This is a genomic window from Hirschia sp. (assembly GCF_058892565.1).
Genome location: NZ_JBZXVU010000012.1, coordinates 1 through 17,530 on the forward strand (window position 1 = coordinate 1; position 17,530 = coordinate 17,530).

Annotated in this window: 18 protein-coding genes and 1 pseudogene; 11 read left to right on the forward strand and 8 right to left on the reverse strand. The window is 46.1% G+C overall.

From position 1 onward, the window contains the following. The 3 genes and pseudogenes from AC5EF3_RS04790 to AC5EF3_RS04800 form a co-directional block, all read left to right on the forward strand. Positions 1–222, forward strand: a pseudogene (locus AC5EF3_RS04790) (tRNA (guanosine(37)-N1)-methyltransferase TrmD); the annotation flags it as partial. A gap of 5 nt (positions 223–227) precedes the next feature. After that, a complete protein-coding gene (rplS, locus tag AC5EF3_RS04795) occupies positions 228–629 on the forward strand; it encodes a 50S ribosomal protein L19 (protein ID WP_015826372.1) in 402 nt (133 codons plus the stop codon). Positions 630–789: 160 nt separating this feature from the next. Beyond that, on the forward strand, positions 790–2,403 hold the full coding sequence (locus AC5EF3_RS04800) for an AbgT family transporter (RefSeq protein WP_493547219.1): 1,614 nt from the start codon (positions 790–792) through the stop codon (positions 2,401–2,403). Between the two features lie 65 nt (positions 2,404–2,468). Here the strand turns inward: AC5EF3_RS04800 and AC5EF3_RS04805 are convergent, their stop codons facing one another. The 3 genes from AC5EF3_RS04805 to AC5EF3_RS04815 are packed head-to-tail and all read right to left on the reverse strand — an operon-like array spanning position 2,469 to position 4,360. After that, positions 2,469–2,921, reverse strand: a complete 453-nt coding sequence (locus AC5EF3_RS04805) for a flagellar basal-body protein FlbY (RefSeq protein WP_493547220.1) — start codon at positions 2,919–2,921, stop codon at positions 2,469–2,471. 3 nt (positions 2,922–2,924) lie between these two features. Then, on the reverse strand, positions 2,925–3,251 hold the full coding sequence (locus AC5EF3_RS04810; protein ID WP_015826375.1) for a rod-binding protein: 327 nt from the start codon (positions 3,249–3,251) through the stop codon (positions 2,925–2,927). After that, positions 3,251–4,360 carry a flagellar basal body P-ring protein FlgI gene (locus AC5EF3_RS04815; protein WP_493547221.1) on the reverse strand — a complete coding sequence of 370 codons (1,110 nt, stop codon included), beginning with the start codon at positions 4,358–4,360 and terminating at the stop codon, positions 3,251–3,253. Before AC5EF3_RS04815 ends, AC5EF3_RS04810 begins: the two co-directional genes overlap by 1 nt. Before the next feature lie 208 nt (positions 4,361–4,568). On the opposite strand from AC5EF3_RS04815, the gene AC5EF3_RS04820 reads away from it, so the two are divergent. Both AC5EF3_RS04820 and dksA read left to right on the forward strand, forming a co-directional pair. Continuing rightward, positions 4,569–5,018 carry a flagellar assembly protein FliX gene (locus tag AC5EF3_RS04820; RefSeq protein WP_493547222.1) on the forward strand — a complete coding sequence of 150 codons (450 nt, stop codon included), beginning with the start codon at positions 4,569–4,571 and terminating at the stop codon, positions 5,016–5,018. Positions 5,019–5,155: 137 nt separating this feature from the next. Then, positions 5,156–5,569 (forward strand): RNA polymerase-binding protein DksA, encoded by a 414-nt coding sequence (gene dksA / locus AC5EF3_RS04825; protein ID WP_015826378.1) that lies wholly within the window; start codon positions 5,156–5,158, stop codon positions 5,567–5,569. 92 nt (positions 5,570–5,661) lie between these two features. On the opposite strand, the gene flgH is transcribed toward dksA, so the two are convergent. From flgH to flgF, 4 genes are all read right to left on the reverse strand, one after another. Next, a complete protein-coding gene (gene flgH, locus AC5EF3_RS04830) occupies positions 5,662–6,411 on the reverse strand; it encodes a flagellar basal body L-ring protein FlgH (RefSeq protein WP_015826379.1) in 750 nt (249 codons plus the stop codon). Positions 6,412–6,437: 26 nt separating this feature from the next. Continuing rightward, on the reverse strand, positions 6,438–7,187 hold the full coding sequence (flgA, locus tag AC5EF3_RS04835; protein WP_493547223.1) for a flagellar basal body P-ring formation chaperone FlgA: 750 nt from the start codon (positions 7,185–7,187) through the stop codon (positions 6,438–6,440). 23 nt (positions 7,188–7,210) lie between these two features. Further along, positions 7,211–7,996 (reverse strand): flagellar basal-body rod protein FlgG, encoded by a 786-nt coding sequence (gene flgG, locus AC5EF3_RS04840; protein WP_493547224.1) that lies wholly within the window; start codon positions 7,994–7,996, stop codon positions 7,211–7,213. A 62-nt stretch (positions 7,997–8,058) separates the two neighbouring features. Beyond that, complete coding sequence (gene flgF / locus AC5EF3_RS04845) at positions 8,059–8,826, reverse strand: flagellar basal-body rod protein FlgF (RefSeq protein WP_493547225.1); 768 nt, start codon at positions 8,824–8,826, stop codon at positions 8,059–8,061. A gap of 300 nt (positions 8,827–9,126) precedes the next feature. Between flgF and AC5EF3_RS04850 the strand changes: the two genes are divergently transcribed. From AC5EF3_RS04850 to AC5EF3_RS04870, 5 genes are read left to right on the forward strand one after another with little or no spacing between them, the layout of a single operon-like run. Continuing rightward, positions 9,127–9,801 carry a flagellar basal body-associated FliL family protein gene (locus AC5EF3_RS04850; protein ID WP_493547226.1) on the forward strand — a complete coding sequence of 225 codons (675 nt, stop codon included), beginning with the start codon at positions 9,127–9,129 and terminating at the stop codon, positions 9,799–9,801. A 12-nt stretch (positions 9,802–9,813) separates the two neighbouring features. Beyond that, entirely contained in the window at positions 9,814–10,944 is a 1,131-nt protein-coding gene (fliM, locus tag AC5EF3_RS04855) for a flagellar motor switch protein FliM (protein WP_015826384.1), read from the forward strand. Next, entirely contained in the window at positions 10,941–11,258 is a 318-nt protein-coding gene (locus AC5EF3_RS04860; RefSeq protein WP_015826385.1) for a DUF6468 domain-containing protein, read from the forward strand. The genes fliM and AC5EF3_RS04860 overlap by 4 nt, the downstream gene beginning before the upstream one ends. A gap of 12 nt (positions 11,259–11,270) precedes the next feature. Next, the gene (locus tag AC5EF3_RS04865; protein WP_015826386.1) at positions 11,271–11,999 is read left to right on the forward strand and encodes a MotE family protein; all 729 of its coding nucleotides are present in this window, start codon (positions 11,271–11,273) and stop codon (positions 11,997–11,999) included. A gap of 7 nt (positions 12,000–12,006) precedes the next feature. Further along, entirely contained in the window at positions 12,007–15,552 is a 3,546-nt protein-coding gene (locus AC5EF3_RS04870; protein ID WP_493547227.1) for a tetratricopeptide repeat protein, read from the forward strand. Between the two features lie 52 nt (positions 15,553–15,604). On the opposite strand, the gene AC5EF3_RS04875 is transcribed toward AC5EF3_RS04870, so the two are convergent. Continuing rightward, entirely contained in the window at positions 15,605–15,901 is a 297-nt protein-coding gene (locus AC5EF3_RS04875) for a hypothetical protein (RefSeq protein WP_015826388.1), read from the reverse strand. A 151-nt stretch (positions 15,902–16,052) separates the two neighbouring features. On the opposite strand from AC5EF3_RS04875, the gene AC5EF3_RS04880 reads away from it, so the two are divergent. Next, positions 16,053–17,504 carry a catalase gene (locus AC5EF3_RS04880; RefSeq protein ID WP_493547228.1) on the forward strand — a complete coding sequence of 484 codons (1,452 nt, stop codon included), beginning with the start codon at positions 16,053–16,055 and terminating at the stop codon, positions 17,502–17,504. Positions 17,505–17,530: the final 26 nt, after the last annotated feature.

Here is a 17,530-nt window from a genome sequence, read left to right on the forward strand (position 1 = left end):
GAAAGTTTTGAAACTGGATTGCTTGAACATCCACATTATACTAAGCCAAGAAACTGGAAAAATAGACCGACTCCGGAAGTTTTATTGTCCGGAGACCATAAAAAGATAGACAAATGGCGTCTAGATCAGTCTTTGGCGTTGACAAAAGCCCGCAGACCAGATTTATACGCCTCCTTCAAGTTAAACGCAGCGACGAACGCGCGACCGAAAGATAAGAGCTAATACCGATGGCCAACATTATTCAAACTCTCGAAGCTGAAGAGATGCAACGCGTTCTCGGCGACAAGAAAATTCCTGACTTTTCACCAGGCGACACTCTACGTGTTAGTGTGAAGATTAAAGAAGGTGACCGCGAACGTGTTCAGGCGTTCGAAGGTGTATGTATCGCACGCGCAGGCGGCGGCATCCAAGAGAACTTCACAGTTCGCAAACTTTCATTTGGTGAAGGTGTGGAACGTGTATTCCCTGTTGTTTCTCCAATGCTTGAAGGCATTGAAGTGAAACGTAAGGGTAAAGTTAGACGTGCGAAACTTTATTACCTTCGTGGACGTACTGGTAAAGCTGCTCGTATTGTTGAGCGTACAACTGGTCACGGCATTGTGCGTCGTGAGAAAAAAGTAAAAGCTTAGGCTTTGATGCTGGGAAGCTAGCCTTCCTTTAAGAATTTGAAAAAAACGTCGCAAACATGTGTTGCGGCGTTTTTTTTGTGTCTCGATTTACATATTGAGAGTTGCGCCATTTTGGATTCAACGGCTAACCTGCTTGTTTGGGGTTTTGTTGGAGGAATGCATGGCTAATGCTGCAAATGACGAAAAAGTAGGTGGAATACTCGGTTGGGTCGAGCGAACAGGCAATAAACTGCCCGATCCGGTTGTGATATTTCTCTTTCTAGGTCTTATATTGATCGGTATTTCGGTGGCGTGTGCTGGTTTCGGATTGACAGCTCAACACCCCACTCAAATCGGAGCGGATGGAAATCCGGCTATCGTTTCATCTCAAAGTTTGCTGTCTGGTGAAAATATTGCCCGTTTCTGGGTGGAGATGACCACAACATTCTCACACTTCCATCCATTAGGGTATGTACTGGTGGTTATGTTGGGGGCCGGCGTTGCTGAGCGTTCAGGTTTGTTCGGGGCTGCGATGCGTGCAGCATTGGGAAATGCCCCCAAAGTCATTTTAACACCAATGGTTGCTTTGATTGCGATGATTGCTAATCACGCAGCAGATGCAGCTTATGTTGTGATGATCCCGTTGGCAGGGATTATGTTTCATGCGGTGGGGCGCCATCCGGTTGCGGGTATAGCTGCAGCGTTTGCTGGGGTTTCTGGCGGTTTCTCTGCTAACATCCTTCCGGGGCAGTTGGATGTTTTGCTTTTTGGAATCACTGAAGTTGCCGTTGAGGGGTCTCAGCTAGATCCGAATTGGACAATGAATGTGGCAGGTAACTGGTGGTTTATTCTTGTATTGACCTTTATCTATCTGCCGGTCATTTGGTTTGTTACTGATAAAATTATTGAGCCACGTTTGGCAAATACACCTTTTTCAAATGGGATATCAGAAGCTGAAACCGTTGAAGACCCATCAACGCAATTGTCTGTCGATGAGAAAAAAGGATTGGGCAGGGCTGGTTTAGCTTTATTGGCTGTTGTGGCTGTATGGCTCATTATGACCTTTGGTCCCGGTACACCGCTGATAGATGAGGCAGCTTGTCCTGTTGCACTAGAGGCTGAAGGCCAATGTGCTGCTGTTCAACGCTTGTCACCATTCTTCAAATCCCTCGTGGGTGGTTTTATGGTTTTGTTCTTGGGTGCTGGTTGGGCTTATGGAGCAGCAGTTGGCACAGTGAAGAATCACAAAGACCTCGTTGCAATGATGTCTGAAGGCATGAAGGATATGGGATATTATCTCGTATTGGCATTTGCTGCCGCTCACTTTGTGGCTTTGTTCAAATGGTCAAACCTTGGTTTGATTTTCGCTATTCATGGTGCTGCTGGGATTGAGGCCTCTGGTCTGCCATTGCCGATCGCAATGGGTTTGATTGTTATGTTGTCTGCTACGCTGAATCTCTTTGTTGGGTCTGCGAGTGCTAAGTGGGCGCTGTTAGCACCTGTATTGGTGCCAATGCTCATGCTGCTCGGTGTTAGCCCTGAGGGGGCGACAGCGATCTACCGTGTGGGAGATGGTGCGACAAACATTATCACACCACTTATGGTGTATTTCCCACTTGTGCTGATCTTTGCGCAGCGTTGGAATAAAGACTTTGGTTTGGGCTCACTGACCGCGATGATGATTCCATATTCAATCTGGATGCTGATTACAGGATTATTGCTAGTTGTCGCTTGGGTATTCCTAGGTGTGGACTTGGGACCAGGGGCACCGATAACTTATTCATTGCCAGGCTAAATACTTAAAAACGCCGCTCTATGTCAGGGCGGCGTTTTAACTTCGGCTAGAATGTAAGTTTAAGATTAAATCTTTAGATTTGTTGCAATACCAGAATGTGCAGCACTACTTTTAGGAGCTGTTATGGCACCGGCGCGGCCATAGCCTGCGGGTGCGGCACGGGAAGTGGCAACTTCCTCTGTAATCGCACGCACAATGCCTTCAGTGACCTCTTTAGAGGCTGCAAGTGCATTTGCATGACGTTCTGCTAATTTTCCAAACGCTTCTACTTTAGTTTTTAGCTCTTCTTTTTGTCCTTGGCTGGCTTCAGCCAATAATGATGGGTTTTCCCGGATGCTCGCTATTTCAAAACGGTAAGCATGAGCAAGTTTTTCTTTTTCAGCCCAATCTCTGGAAGAAGCATCAAGGCGGTTTTCCTTATGTGCTTCAATCTCTTCAGCCATGAGCGTGCTTAAGCGTTCTGTGAGAGCGATGAGTTGTTCTGCGCGGTCTGCGCCATCACGTGCTGCAATAGCCATGGTTTACTCCTCTAATCCTTGCATTCGCAAAATTTCAACGAGAACTTTGTCAGCAATGCCAACACCACCTGCCGAAGATAATGATTTTGCATATTCTTCTGTGAGCATTGGGCGAAATGCATCTTCTGCCTGCCCGCCACCAAATGGGCCGTCGGTTTCAATCTGATTGAAAATCGGTTGAAGCATTTCCGATAGGAACATTGTTTCAAATTCCTGCGCCATTTCTTCGGCTTTCTCTCGGGTTTGCGCTTCAGTAAAGCGAAAATCCTTAGAAATGCCCATTGATTGAAGAGCGCCTAGGTCAAGTGGTCCTGAAATCGGGTTTGCCATTACATTATCTCGATATCTGCTTGAAGTGCGCCGGATGCTTTAAGAGCTTGCAGGATAGAAATCATATCACGCGGGCTAACGCCCAATGCATTCAGTCCATTGACGAGATCATTAAGTGGAACACTGCCACCTATTAAAGCGAGATCAGCGACATCTTCATTGGCGGCAATATCCGTCTGAGGGATGACAACAGTTTCACCTGCGCCAAATGCATTGGGCTGAGATACTGCTGGCTGTTCAGAAACAGAAATTGTTAAGTTACCTTGAGCAATCGCCACTTGCGACACGCGAACATTTTCACCCATTACAATGATACCGGTCGTTTCATTGATAACGATTCTAGCGGGTTGATCTGGCTCGACTTCTAGGCGTTCTATTTCAGCGAGAAGCATAGACATGCCACCTTGAAAATTTGGTGGACGGTTCAGCGCAACTGTCGCTGGGTCCATTGCGAAGGCGACTGTTGTTCCCATGTAGGAATTGATTACAGATGAAATTCTTGTTGCTGTCGTGAAATCTGGGTTGCGCAGAGATAAGCGCAATTTGTTTTGATTGTTGAGTGCATATGGCACTTCAAGTTCAACGAGCGCACCATTGGGGATGCGCCCATTTGTGGGGACGTTGCGGACAAGTGCAGAACCAGAATCGCCGCCAGCTGCAAATCCACCAACAGCCACTGAGCCTTGCCCCACAGCATAAACCTCTCCATTGGCACCCATTAAAGGAGTTACCAATAACGTTCCACCTTCCAGGCTTTTAGCATCACCCATTGCTGAAACTGTTATGTCAATTCTGGATCCAGCTGTAGAAAATGCTGGCAGACTAGCCGTAACCATCACGGCGGCGACATTTTTTGTATTGAGGGTTTCTTCGCGTGTGTTTACCCCCAGACGCTCAAGCATCGCTTCTAAACTTTGGCGCGTCATCGGGGAGTTTCTAAGACTATCGCCAGAGCCGTTTAGACCGACAACAATCCCATATCCGATAAGTTGGTTGTCACGTACGCCTTCGATATCAACGATGTCTTTCAAACGTGATCCAGCTGCTGCGCCCAAAGAATTGAGCGAGAGTAATAGCGTTAGAAAAAAAGCGCAGAGAATGCGATTCATAACAGCGTCCTTCTTGGTGCTTCGGCATTTGAGAAAGGGCCACAATACAGACCGATATATCAATTACCGTTGCGAATGGTGAATTCGAGGCTATTTTGGCCTAGAACCCAAAACAAAGACTTAATATTTATGTTTTTTTTTAAGTTAGTATTAGGAACACTTTAACTCTTTGGTAGGATTCTAATCACCTATGCGGGAGCTCCAAAAAATGCGCGTTTCACGTCCAGTTTCAAACAAACCAACAACGGGTATTAGCAAAGCGAAAGCCGCGCCCAAAGGTGGGTTTTCTAATCTTGTAACCAGTGCTAATTCTGGAGATGGCATTGAGCAAACAGCACCCAATGCTGCTGCTGGTGGTGTTGCAGGTGTGGGTGGCGTTGAGTCCATTATGGCGCTGCAAGGTGTGGACAACACAACAGAACGTCGCAATCGCGCTATGCGCAAAGGTCGCCGCATGATGGACGCTTTAGACCGTCTTCAATTATCAATTCTGGACGGGCATACGTCGCAGTCACATCTGGGTTTATTACAGCGTGCTTTAAGTGAAGTACGCGAAGAATCGGGTGATGATGGCCTAGATAATGCATTAGGCCACGTAGAAGTACGAACTGCGGTGGAAATTGCGAAACTGGAACGCCAGAAAAAATATTCACGCTAACAAATGCTTAAGCGAATATGAAAGTGTGATAAATTCGTTGTTGTAGCTTTGCACATTGTTCGCTATATGAGCCGTGCCCAGAGGAGGTGTTGCAGATGTATCTGCAATGACGGGGGCAATGAACAGGAGTGTGCCCAATGAGCGTAAGTCTTGAAGATTACACACCATCGAATGATGAAGAATACATGAGTGAGCGCCAGAAAGCTTATTTTAAAGCAAAACTGGAAGCTTGGAAAAAAGATATTCTCGATGGAGCTAAAGAAACAATTGAAACGATGCGTGAAGATGCATCTAACCTTTCCGATTTGATAGATCGAGCATCAAACGAAGCTGATCGAGCGCTGGAACTTAGAACGCGTGACCGGCAACGCAAACTTGTTTCCAAGATTGATGCTGCTTTACGTCGAATTGAGTCTGATGAGTATGGATTTTGTGAACACACAGGTGAACCAATTGGTCTGGGACGCTTGAACGCACGACCAACAGCAACTTTGTGTGTAGAAGCCCAAGAGCGCCACGAGAAGAAAGAACGTACTATTCGTGACGACTAACTAAATACAGTCTCCGATTACAAACGTCCTTAAAAAAGGCAGCTCCCAAGTGAGCTGCCTTTTTAGTTTGATGATGGAATCTATTTGTTCGCTTAAAACGGGTTTATTGCATCTACAGCACGTGCTGCCGTGCTCGCCCGTTGCAGGTTTGATAAATCGCCGCGTCCACCATATGAAATGCGGGCTTGAGCGATTTGTTCATGCGAGATTGTGTTTGTCGCTGAAATATCCTGTGGACGGATAATGCCTCCCACCACTAATTCTCGCACTTCATTGTTCACTTTCACTTCCTGAGATCCAGCGATAACCAAATTTCCGTTTGGAAGTTTTTGAGTAATGACGGCAGCGATTGTTAAGTCTATGGTTTCTGCGCGGTTTACTGTCCCTGTCCCATTTGAAGAAGATGAAGATCCAAAATCGGCCCCCGGTGAAAGTCCAATGCCGCCTGGAATGTTTCTGTCGATCAATTCATTCAGCCCAAACATCGCGTTTATTTCTGCAGATGTATTACCGGTGCGACTGCGGGAAGTTGTGTTATTGACTTGGGCTTGATCGGATATTTCAATATTGACGGTTAGGATGTCACCAATGTCGCCTGCTCGCTGATCATCGAAGAAAGAACGTGCGCCTGTTCGCCACAATGAATTTTGTGCGTAGTCTTGAGTTATCGGAGCGGGCTGCGGCATTGATACAGGGTAGGGGCCGTTTACACTGGCTGGATTTTCTATCGGTGAAAGCTCAGGCGATGCCATCTTGTCTGATATGCCGGCTGTTGAACATGCACCAAGCATGGCTGTGACCGCAAAAGTCGTAGCAGCTTTGATTTTGTTGATATCACTCATTTTTATCTCAATTCTTATCTGCTATTTTATCGGTCAAGGACGCGTGCTTCACCAGCACCTGATACGATGGCGTCAATGGTTCGTTTGGAATAATTATTTAGTACGCGAATAGGGGCGTCTTGCGCGGCATCCATGAGGGCTTTGCCATCTACTGAAAGACGCAATGCACCTTTCAAATAAGTGAGCGTTACCGGATCACCCTTCCTGATAAGGGCGGGTGTATGAACATCGCTAATTCGAAAAGCAGTTTGTGCACGTACCGAACGTTTTAATTCTTTACCCACAATGTTGGATTTCAAATTTGGTGTCCCTGTTGGTCTTAAGCGGTTATCAGGCGCTGGTATCCATATGAGATCTTCAGCACTCACAACATCACCTCGGCTCATGTCTACGTTAAAGGCCATTAGATGATCAGGTGTCGGCGGTGAATTTTGAGCGGGAAGCGCTGCGCGCTCTGCTGCACGTTTTGCCTGAATGATGTCTTCTTCTGAATATCGAGATACCAAAATAGGATCAGTTTCTGTACTGGAGAAATATATGCCGTTTTCGCGGGCTATATTACCGACAAATTGAGGGTCTAATTGGATGGATTGTCCTGGGTCGGGCGAGGGAGCCACACGTATTTTCGCTAATGGGCCAGATGCTTCCGCCACGTCACCAAGCGTTATCCAAGGACCAGATACAGTGATTGCCTCTTCGCTGCTTTCTGCGCGTGCAAAGGGCACGCATGCGATCATGGCCGCAAGAAATGTAAGATGGAATAAACTGTTACGCATAAATCCTAAATCCAATTACCTTATTACTTTAGCTGGGACGTTGTTTGAAGCATTTCATCAGTTGCCGTGATGACTTTGGAATTCATCTCATATGCTCGCTGAGCATTAATCAGAGCGGAAATTTCTGTCACCGCATTGACGTTGGATGTTTCTAAAAATCCTTGAAGGATTGTTCCAAAACCGAGAGCACCAGCTTGTCCGACATTGGCGGCACCGGAAGCAGCTGTTTCTAGAAGCAAATTGTCTCCGATGGCATCAAGACCAGGAGGGTTGACGAAACGCGCAAGCTCAAGAGCACCTAGGTCGGTTGGGTCAGTTGCTCCAGCTGTCGTCGCTGTGACGGTGCCTTGAGCATTGATAGTAACTGAAAGCGTGTCTTCTGGAACGTTGATGCCGGGAGAAACAGTATATCCGTCCTCCGTAACGATTTGACCATCACCATTGACGGAGAAATTACCCGCACGTGTGTAAGCATCGCGTCCGTCTGGCAATTGTACGATGAAATAGCCTTCACCTTGCATAGCGACATCGTAAGGGTTGCTTGTTTGCTCGACGGGGCCTTGTTCGGTGATGCGGTAAACAGAACCAGCTTTTACACCCGTACCAATTTGTATGCCTGTTGGTACAATCGTATTTGCATCGGATGAAGAAACACCCATTTTCTCCATGCTCGTGTATAGAAGATCCTGAAATTCTGCACGCTGGCGTTTATACCCAGTTGTATTCATGTTGGCGATGTTGTTCGAAATAACCTCAACATTGAGCTGTTGAGCTTGCATGCCGGTGGCTGCTGTACTGAGTGCGCGCATGAATTATTTCCTTCTTATCGACTTGCTAGCATTGAGCCAGACTTAGAGTTTCTGGCTATGGGTTAGCGAACTTGGGCGAGTTTATTGATTGCTTTTTCACGCATATCGTTTGAGTTCGATATGAGTTTGGCTACGCTTTGATACGCGCGTGATATTTCGATCATTTGAGTCATCTCAACGATGGCTGAGACGTTGGAACTTTCGACGAAACCTTGGGCAAGCGTCACATTTGCATCTATGGGTTCTTGCTCACCAGAGATGTATAGATTGTTTCCAACTTTCTCGAGCGCTTCTGGAAGCTCGAAGGTTTTTAGCTTTAATTGACCAAGCTGAGCACCATCTTGCATAATGGAGCCGTCTTTGTTGATGACGATTTCACCACCTTCTGGATTAAGAGCAATGGGCACACCATTCGCCAGCAGTTTTTCACCGTCTAAGACTTCGCCTTCACCGCGCAGCAGATAGCCATTGCGAGTGACAAGCATCCCGTCAGGGTTCATAGAAAATTCCCCATCACGCGTATAAAAAATGTCACCATTTTCTGCTTCAACTTCAAAGAAGCCATTGCCGTCAATTGCGACATCTAGGGGATTCCCAGTTTGGGCGATGCTGCCATTATTCATATCGCGTTGCAGCTGCCATCCCTGCGTGAACGTAATATCGTGTGGTTTATCAGTCGCGCGCGCAGGTCTGTCCGAGATTTCGTGATTGACGAGGTGTTCGACCTTGAAGCCGGTTGTGTTCATATTTGCGAGATTGTTCGCTGTCACATCCATCTTTTTGCGCAACAATTGTTGCGTTGAAAGACCGATTGCTAATGAATTGTCCATTGGACCACACAAACCTGATACGAGACTCTGCTGTTTTGCGAGAGACTGTAAAAGACGACTTACCAATATATCCTTGGTTCATACGTCGGCGTTCTGCGCTATTTTGCGCGGAACATGTAAGTTTTCAAATTACAAAATGGCCTCAAGATGGTTAACACCCTATTGATATAAACGGCTTGCTATGAATTTTTTTCCGCTTTTAGTGGGCAGTTTCTTCCTATGTCCATGAAACGTTAACGAAGTAGAACGATTTTGCCTATTAAAAGGTAATACACGCGCGAATAATTTTGGGCAGGTTTCATGGCTGACGAAGATAAAGAATCTGAAGAAACAACATTAGAAGAAGAAAAGCCGGCGAAAAAGAAACTCGCTGGTAAGACTATGATTTTGTTCATTGTTCTTCCTGCTTTGCTCATTATGGGTGGCGGAGTTGCTGTCGGTATGATGCTGGCGGGCGGTGGCAAAGAAGCAGCTTCTGAAAGTCATGCGGAAATTGTTGACGATCATGGTAAGGAAAAGGACGATCACGGTAAAAAAAGTGATAGTCATGAAGAAAAAGCTGATGATCACGGTGCAAAAGATGATGGCCATGGAGAATCTTCGGGTTCAGGTGATCATCAGGGCCCTGCGCGTGAGACCGGGACTTTGCAGGTCGGCAATAGTGGCGATCCATCCTATTATATCATGCCCGACCTATTGGTGAATCTAGCAAGCCAAGACGGCGATCGTCAGTTATTCTTGAAACTTAAGCTCACGCTTGAAGCTGAAGATCCTGAAATGTTTGCTGATATTCCTAAAATGCTGCCGCGTATTACCGACCAGTATCAAATGTTTTTAAGAGAGCTGCGCGTTGATGACTTAAATGGCTCTGCAGGGGGCTATAGGCTGCGTTTAGAGCTTTTGCGCCGGATCAATATCGCGATTGCGCCATCGCGCGTTGATGCGGTGTTGATTGAAGAAATGCTTGTGCAATAGGAGCATTAATTTATGGCAGCTGAAGAAGAAAACTGGGATGTGGATGGCGGCGAAGGTAATTTCGACGAGGACATGGCTGCCGCCTGGGAAGCAGAACTGGCCAATGAGGCTGAGGCTGACCTAGAAACATCTGTTTCATCTCAACATTCTGCTGGGTCTGAGAGGATTCTAAATCAGGATGAGATTGACTCTCTTCTTGGCTTCTCCATTGAGGATGATGAAGATGGAAAAGGATCAGGTATCCGTTCCATCATTAACTCGGCACATGTATCGTATGAACGTTTGCCTATGTTGGAGGTGGTATTTGACCGCCTAGTCCGTTTGTTGACGACGAGTTTGCGTAACTTCACTTCTGACAACGTTGAGGTGTCTCTAGATTCCATCGCTAGTATGCGGTTTGGAGATTATCTGAACTCTATCCCTCTGCCTGCTATCTTGTCAGTTTTCCGTGCACGTCAACTCGATAACTATGGATTGGTGACTGTCGATTCAAACTTGATCTATTCCATTGTGGATGTGTTGCTGGGTGGGCGCCGAGGAACGGCTGCAATGCGTGTTGAAGGACGACCTTACACGACAATTGAACGCATGCTGGTGACGCGCCTTGTTGAAGTTATTCTGGCGGATGCAAAAAAAGCTTTTAATCCACTGACTGAAGTTGATTTTGATCTAGACCGTATTGAAACGAACCCACGATTTGCAGCCATCGCCCAGCCTGCAAACGCTGCCATTTTGGTGCGACTACGTGTTGATATGGAAGATCGTGGTGGACGTTGTGAGCTGATGCTGCCCTATGCGACGCTGGAGCCTATACGGAAAATGTTGCTCCAAAATTTCATGGGTGAGAAATTTGGTAACGATAATATCTGGGAAGGTCACTTAGCCACTGAGATATGGACTGCGCCAACGAATGTGCGTGTTGTTATGGATGAATTTGAACAACCTTTAGGACGTATGATGAGCCTTGAGGTTGGGGATACTCTTTTGATGACAGCCGGACAAAATTCAAAGGTTTCGCTAAGGTGTGGTGATATATATTTAACAGAAGGTCAGATTGGCCGTATCGGTAAAAAAGTAGCTGTACGGGTCGACGCACCGCTTGAAGGTGTTGCCAAGAAAGCCCTTGTGGAGAGCAAAAAATGATAATTTCCCCATCTATTATCGTAGACATATTCTTGATTGTTCTTTTGGTTATCGCCATCGCTTATTTCTGGCGCCTTGATAATCGTTTAAAGGCGATCAAGTCTGGGCGCGATAGCATGCTGGAGGCGACCAAGGAGTTAGCACTTACGATCAATCAGGCTCAGGCCACCATTGGTGACCTTAAATCGACGTCGACTGATATCGGGCAAAAGTTGCAGCTTCAAATTGATGAAGCAAGAGCACTGCACACGCGCAATCAAGAAGCTTCAGTAACCAAGGGTGATGCAGGATTGCGTCGCCGGAACTCATTTTAAGGGCTGTCCAAAATGGCTAAAACTATACGTCTAATGCCGGCTCTAATCGCTGTTTCTTTAGGGTCTATCGCTTTAAAGGCGGTTGATATTGCGGAGGCAGCAACCGAGCCTTCAGAAACAGATCATGCTGAAGCGCCAGAACACGCTGAGAATGATGGTCATGATGCGCCAGATGTCTATGATGATACTGGGCATGAGGACGACTTTGATGAGATGACGGATGTCAATTATTCTGACAGCGCCGAAGTCAATGATGATGCATGTATGGCTGTTCCAGATTTTACGGCTGAAACGGGCTTGTCTCAATATGAAATTGAAGTCCTTCGTTCACTTGCTGACCGCCGGGTTGAACTGGATGAACGGGCAGATGATTTGGACACTCGCGAGCAGATGGCGGCGGCTGCAGAGGCCCGTCTGGATGAACAAATAGCTGAACTTAAAGAATTAGAGACAGGCGTTCAATCACTTCTAGCAACTATGGAACAAAAACGAGATGAACGTTTAGAAGGGCTGGTTAATGTTTATCAAAGCATGAAGCCTAAAGATGCCGCTCGTATTTTTGAATCGCTCAGTGATGAAGTGCTTTTAGAGGTTTCACAAAGAATGAAATATGCGCAATTGGGGGCGGTAATGTCTTCAATGTCATCAAAAAGAGCAGAAGAGCTGACACGTCTTCTCGCGGAGCGAGCAGAATTGCCTGATACGGCTGAAGACTTATTGGCTCAAGCGGAAGCTGGATAGATCTATTTTGAAGAAGTCGCTCCCCATATTATCCATCAAACTGAAGCATGTAATCCTGACGCTAGGTTTGGCAATGATAATTCCTGTTTTATGGGAACAATCTGCATGGGCGCAGCGCGCGGTGTCTTTGTCGGCGGATGAAAAAGCTGGGCATGCGCGTCTTGTGGCAAAATGGGGTGATGGCGATGAAAATGCGCCAAAGATTGAAGCAAGTATTCAAAATCGGGTTCTTGTTCTAGAATTTCCTGAGCCTGTAGCGATAGATCTGAGCGCGGTACGGGAGGAATTGCCAAATTGGGTGGCATTAGCGCGGTTAGATGCAGATGGCTTAACTGCGCGAATTGCACTGAAAAAACAAGATACGCGCATACATGTGTCTTCATCGGCAGACCTTGCTGCTGTTGATATTTTGCCTGAGGAGAGTGAGACTGATCCAGCTGATATAGTCTCGCCGTTAATTGCAATACGTGAGGCTGCAAAAGAGGCAGCGATTATCGCTGAAATCCCACCGCCAGTTGATTTAATTGATGGTTTAGAAGTGCGTGTGTCCGAAGCAGGTAATCGAACCCGTGTCGCGTTTTATTGGCCGCAGGATGTCAATTATACTGCTAGTTCTTCAGGCAATATCTATACATTGAAGTTTGACCGCCGTGCCAAACCAGATATTGCACGATTGAATATTGACCCGCCTGAACAATTGAAAAGTGCAAGGTACACGAATGATGATCTAGGGATGCAGTTTGATATTCAGCTTCTAGCAGGAGTTAAACCAACGTCCTACAAAGAAGACAATATCGTCATTGTTGATCTTGCCTCAAAAGAAGCGATTGAAGCAGCGAAGAAAGAAAAAGATGCTTTATTAGCAGCGATGTCAACGGCGAATGAAGTGCCTGAAACTTCTAAAGAAGATGATGATCAGGTTGAAGATACCACGCCACATTCTGTAAGTGCACAACCTGTTCAACCTGAAAAGCCGATACAGCTTGCTATGCCTGTGGCAGCTCCTACGCTGAAAGAAGCTGTTTTTGGATCATCTTCGGAATCTGTTGGATTATCTCAAGATATTGATGTTGATCGCGGTACTAAGACAGCGCGGCCTGTGCAGCAAAATGAAAACAGCAATGTCAATCAGGGTACTCAGGCTAGCAATAAGTCTGTTGGTACAAGAGAAACTTTTTTCAGGGGAGAATGGGCTGAGCCAGCACCTTTATCTCGAAAAGTAAAAGCTGAAATTGATGCCCAACCCAATAGTTTGACGATAACAGTGCCTTGGCAAGCTCCAGCGCCGGCTGCTGTATTTAACCGTCCCCCTGCAAATTGGATCGTATTTGCAGTAGATGCCGATATAGAGATTGATACAACCCAGCTTCCGTCGCTTTATAATATTGATGTCATCAGACAAGATAATGCCGTGCTCATGCGTGTAGAAGCGCCAGAGGGAATGATTGCTTCTGCGCAATCAGAAGGGACGATTTGGACAATTACCTTTGCAGGTGCTGCTATGCAGGCTGAACGTTTTTTAAAACCTGTAAGAGAAGTCTCAGAAACGGGACGTTTTAGTATCGAAACGCCTTTAATTGGTGCTGCTGGGATCGTCTGGTTTACCGATCCGGTGGTTGGCGATGAAATCGCATCTGTTGTTGCTTTTGGGCCTACATCTGCTTCGACGACACCACGCAAATTCGTTGAAGCTGAAATGCCTTCTACAGCGCATGGTTTGGTTGTCATTCCCAACTCTGATGATGTTTTAGTAAAGCTTCACGATGAACGCGTTGTTGTTTCCTCATCGCGCGGTATGGCGATGTCAAATTTTTCTGGCGTCACTTCATCCAGTTATACGAAAATGAACTCGGACACGCCAACACCAGCATTTATTGATTTTGATTCATGGGGCGGGCTTGCTGGCAATGCATTTTTTAGCCGAAAGGGTGAACTTGAACGTGTCGCTGCGACACGTGATCCTTCATCCAAAGCAGGTGCAGATGTGCTTGTTGACCTTGCGCGTTTTTATATCGGGCATGATCTTGGTGCTGAGGCGTCAGGTGTTTTGGATTCTGCTTTGGATGGGCGTCCTTTGTTAGAGCAAGATGCAGCTTTTTTGGGGCTTCGCGGTGCTGCTGAAGTCATGATGAAGCGATATGAACTGGCTGAAAAAGACTTATCAAAAGGTCCATTGCGAGCAGATCAGTCAGCTTTGCTTTGGCGTGGTTATGTTGCTGCTAAAATGGGGCAATGGGAAAGAGCGAATGATTTTTTCCGACAATCTGAAGAATTGATTTTTGCATACTCTGGACGGTGGGCATCTGAATTTTACAGTGTTGCTGCCGAAGCCGCACTCAGAGCAAAAGAACTTGATCGCGCGAGACAATTAGCAGGACGAGCTGCTGGAACGAGTTATCGAGAATCCGCTGAGTCCGCGTCTTTGCTTTTAGCGCAAATTGATGAAGCTGTTGGTGAAACTGAAAAAGCCTACAAACAATATCTTGCGCTTACTATTGATGGTATCGAGCCAGTAGCGGTTCGTGCAGAACTTCGTCGGCTCGATTTAGGTGCTAAAATTGATAAAATTACTCCTTCTGAAGCTGCTGATCATTTAGATACTTTACGATATCGCTGGCGAGGTGATGCAACTGAGATGGAAACTGTCGGTATTCTTGCCGATCAGTATATGAGCCTTGGTCGTTTCCGAGAGGCATTATTGCTCGTGCAATCGGCAGCATTGCGTAATCCTGATGAACCGGGTGCGCGTGAACTGCGAATCCGTTTGGTTGAGTTTTTTAGAAAACTTTACCTTGATGGTGAAGCTGAAAGGCTAGATCCTATACAGGCTCTGGCACTGTTTTATGAATTTAAAGATCTTACACCCATCGGGCAGGATGGGGATAGAATGATACGAAAGCTTGCGCGAAGACTTGTGGCTTTCGATCTTTTGGATCCTGCAACCGAGCTTTTGCAGCACCAAGTTGATAATCGTGTGCGTGGCCGTGGTAAGGCAGTGATTGCTGTTGATCTCGCATCAATCTATTTGATGGACCGCCAACCAGAGCGCGCATTGGCGGCAATTGGTGCCTCGCGTCAGCCCCGTTTGCCTAAAGAACTTGCTTTGCAAAGGCGTCTGTTAGAGGCAGCTGCTTATCGGGATATGGGGCGTTCAGATCACGCGATTGAATTGCTTGAGGGCGTTGAAGGACTTGAGGCTGCTTCTATTCGAGCTGATGCATATTGGAAAAGTGAGAAATGGACCGATGCAGCAAATCAATTGGCGTCCATGCTGCCGGAAGCATCCCAAGCCGAAAAATCTGATATAGATCTTGCGCTTAAAGCTGCCATTGCGGGGCGATTGGCTAAAAATATGGGCTTACTCTCCAGACTAAATGAAGGGTATGCGCATTTATTTGAAAACACAGCCAATGAACAAAGCTTTGCGCTGATTACATCCCAAACGGATATTTCAGGCGCAGCACTTTCTGAAGCCGTTAGCCGCCGAGCAGATGCTCCACGTGTTGATGCTTTTGCTGCTAGTTTAAAGCAAAGATTTGACGGCGAGGGATGATTTCTCACGACCAAGTGAGTTGATCCAATAATTCTCTACGCCATCTCTAGCACTAATCGGTTGATAATGTGGCGGGATGGAATTTCGCTTTGATATCGTCTTCCAATTCTTCATCAACATAGTCTGGTGTGTTCGGGTGACGCGGGTCGTCGGGTGTTTTCACACTGACATTTGAGCGTTCCAATTTTCTTGCATATGGCGTCTCAGGTTTAGGTTGTCCATCATCCCGAAATACGCCGCGATCAATGTCAGATCTGTCATTGGGTATGACCTCATCATAACCGCGTTGTCGGTTTTTTTCGTCTATCTGTTGATGGTCTAATGGTTTTGTTTTTTCAGCGAGTTTCATCTGCGTACTCCGTTTCTGTATATATTGTTAACGCATATAAACAGGGTAAGTTCCTTGAAAATGATGTACGTTATAAATCTCAGCGTAATTGAAATGAGACGTTGAGTACGCATCTGAATAGTCATGTTCCTGAAATAATTTGGAGAGAAAAATGACGAATAAATGCCCATACCAAACAACGACTGCCGGAAATCCAATTTCTGACAACCAAAATTCACTGACTGCTGGAGAGCGCGGTCCTGTGTTGATGCAAGACTATCAATTGATAGAAAAACTAGCGCATCAGAACCGCGAACGTATTCCTGAACGCGTCGTACACGCCAAAGGCTGGGGTGCACACGGCACTTTTACCGTTACGCATGATATTACCAAATACACCAAAGCAAAAATCTTCAGTGAGGTTGGAAAACAAACTCCAATTCTTTCTCGTTTTTCTACTGTCGCCGGTGAAGCAGGCGCAGCGGACAATGAACGTGATGTGCGTGGGTTTTCGACTAAATTCTACACAGAAGAAGGAAATTGGGATTTAGTTGGAAACAACACACCTGTTTTCTTTATTCGTGATCCACAAAAATTTCCTGACTTCATCCACACACAAAAGCGCCACCCTCGGACCAATTTAAGAAGCAATACGGCGATGTGGGATTACTGGAGTTTATCTCCCGAATCCTTGCACCAAGTGACGATTTTGATGTCTGATCGCGGTTGCCCAACCACGCCAATGAATATGAATGGATATGGTTCGCATACTTATAGTTTTATCAATGCTGATAATGAGCGTTTCTGGGTGAAATTCCACTTCAAAACACGTCAAGGCCACACATTTTACACCAATGCAGAATCTGCTGAGAAAATCGGTCAGACACGTGAAGGTTATCAAGAAGCACTGTTTGGCACGATTGAAGAAGGTAACTTCCCGCAATGGGATGTGAAAGTGCAAATCATGCCGGAATCAGATGTTGGTAAAACTTGGTATAATCCTTTCGATCTTACAAAAGTTTGGCCACATGGTGATTACCCTGTGATGGATGTAGGTGTAATGGAACTAAACCGTAATGCGGATAACTATTTTGCAGAAATTGAAAATGCTGCATTTAGCCCATCAAATATCATTCCAGGTATCGGTTTCTCTCCCGATAAAGTGCTACAAGCGCGTATTTTCTCATATGCAGATGCTCACCGTTATCGCTTGGGTACGCATTATGAGAGCCTTCCAGTGAACCAGCCAAAATGTCCTGTGCATCACTATCACAAAGACGGAAGCATGAATTATCACGGACCCAAAACGGGTAATCCAGATGCGTATTATGAGCCAAACTCTGTGTCGGGATCGGCAAAAGAAGCACCAAGCTTTGCTGAACCTCCATTAAAGTTGAGCGGTGATGCGGATAGATATGATCACCGCGACGGTAATGATGATTATCGTCAGGTTAAAGACTTGTTTGATCTATTTGACGACGGTCAGAAACAACGCCTTTTCAGCAATATTGCTGATGCGATGGAAGGTGTTCCAACTGAAATTGTCGAACGTCAGATGATACACTTTGGCCGTGTGGATGCCGCTTATGAAGCGGGTGTGCGCGCTGCGATCGCGGCGAAATAAGGTCCGTTCCAAATATCAACAGAAAA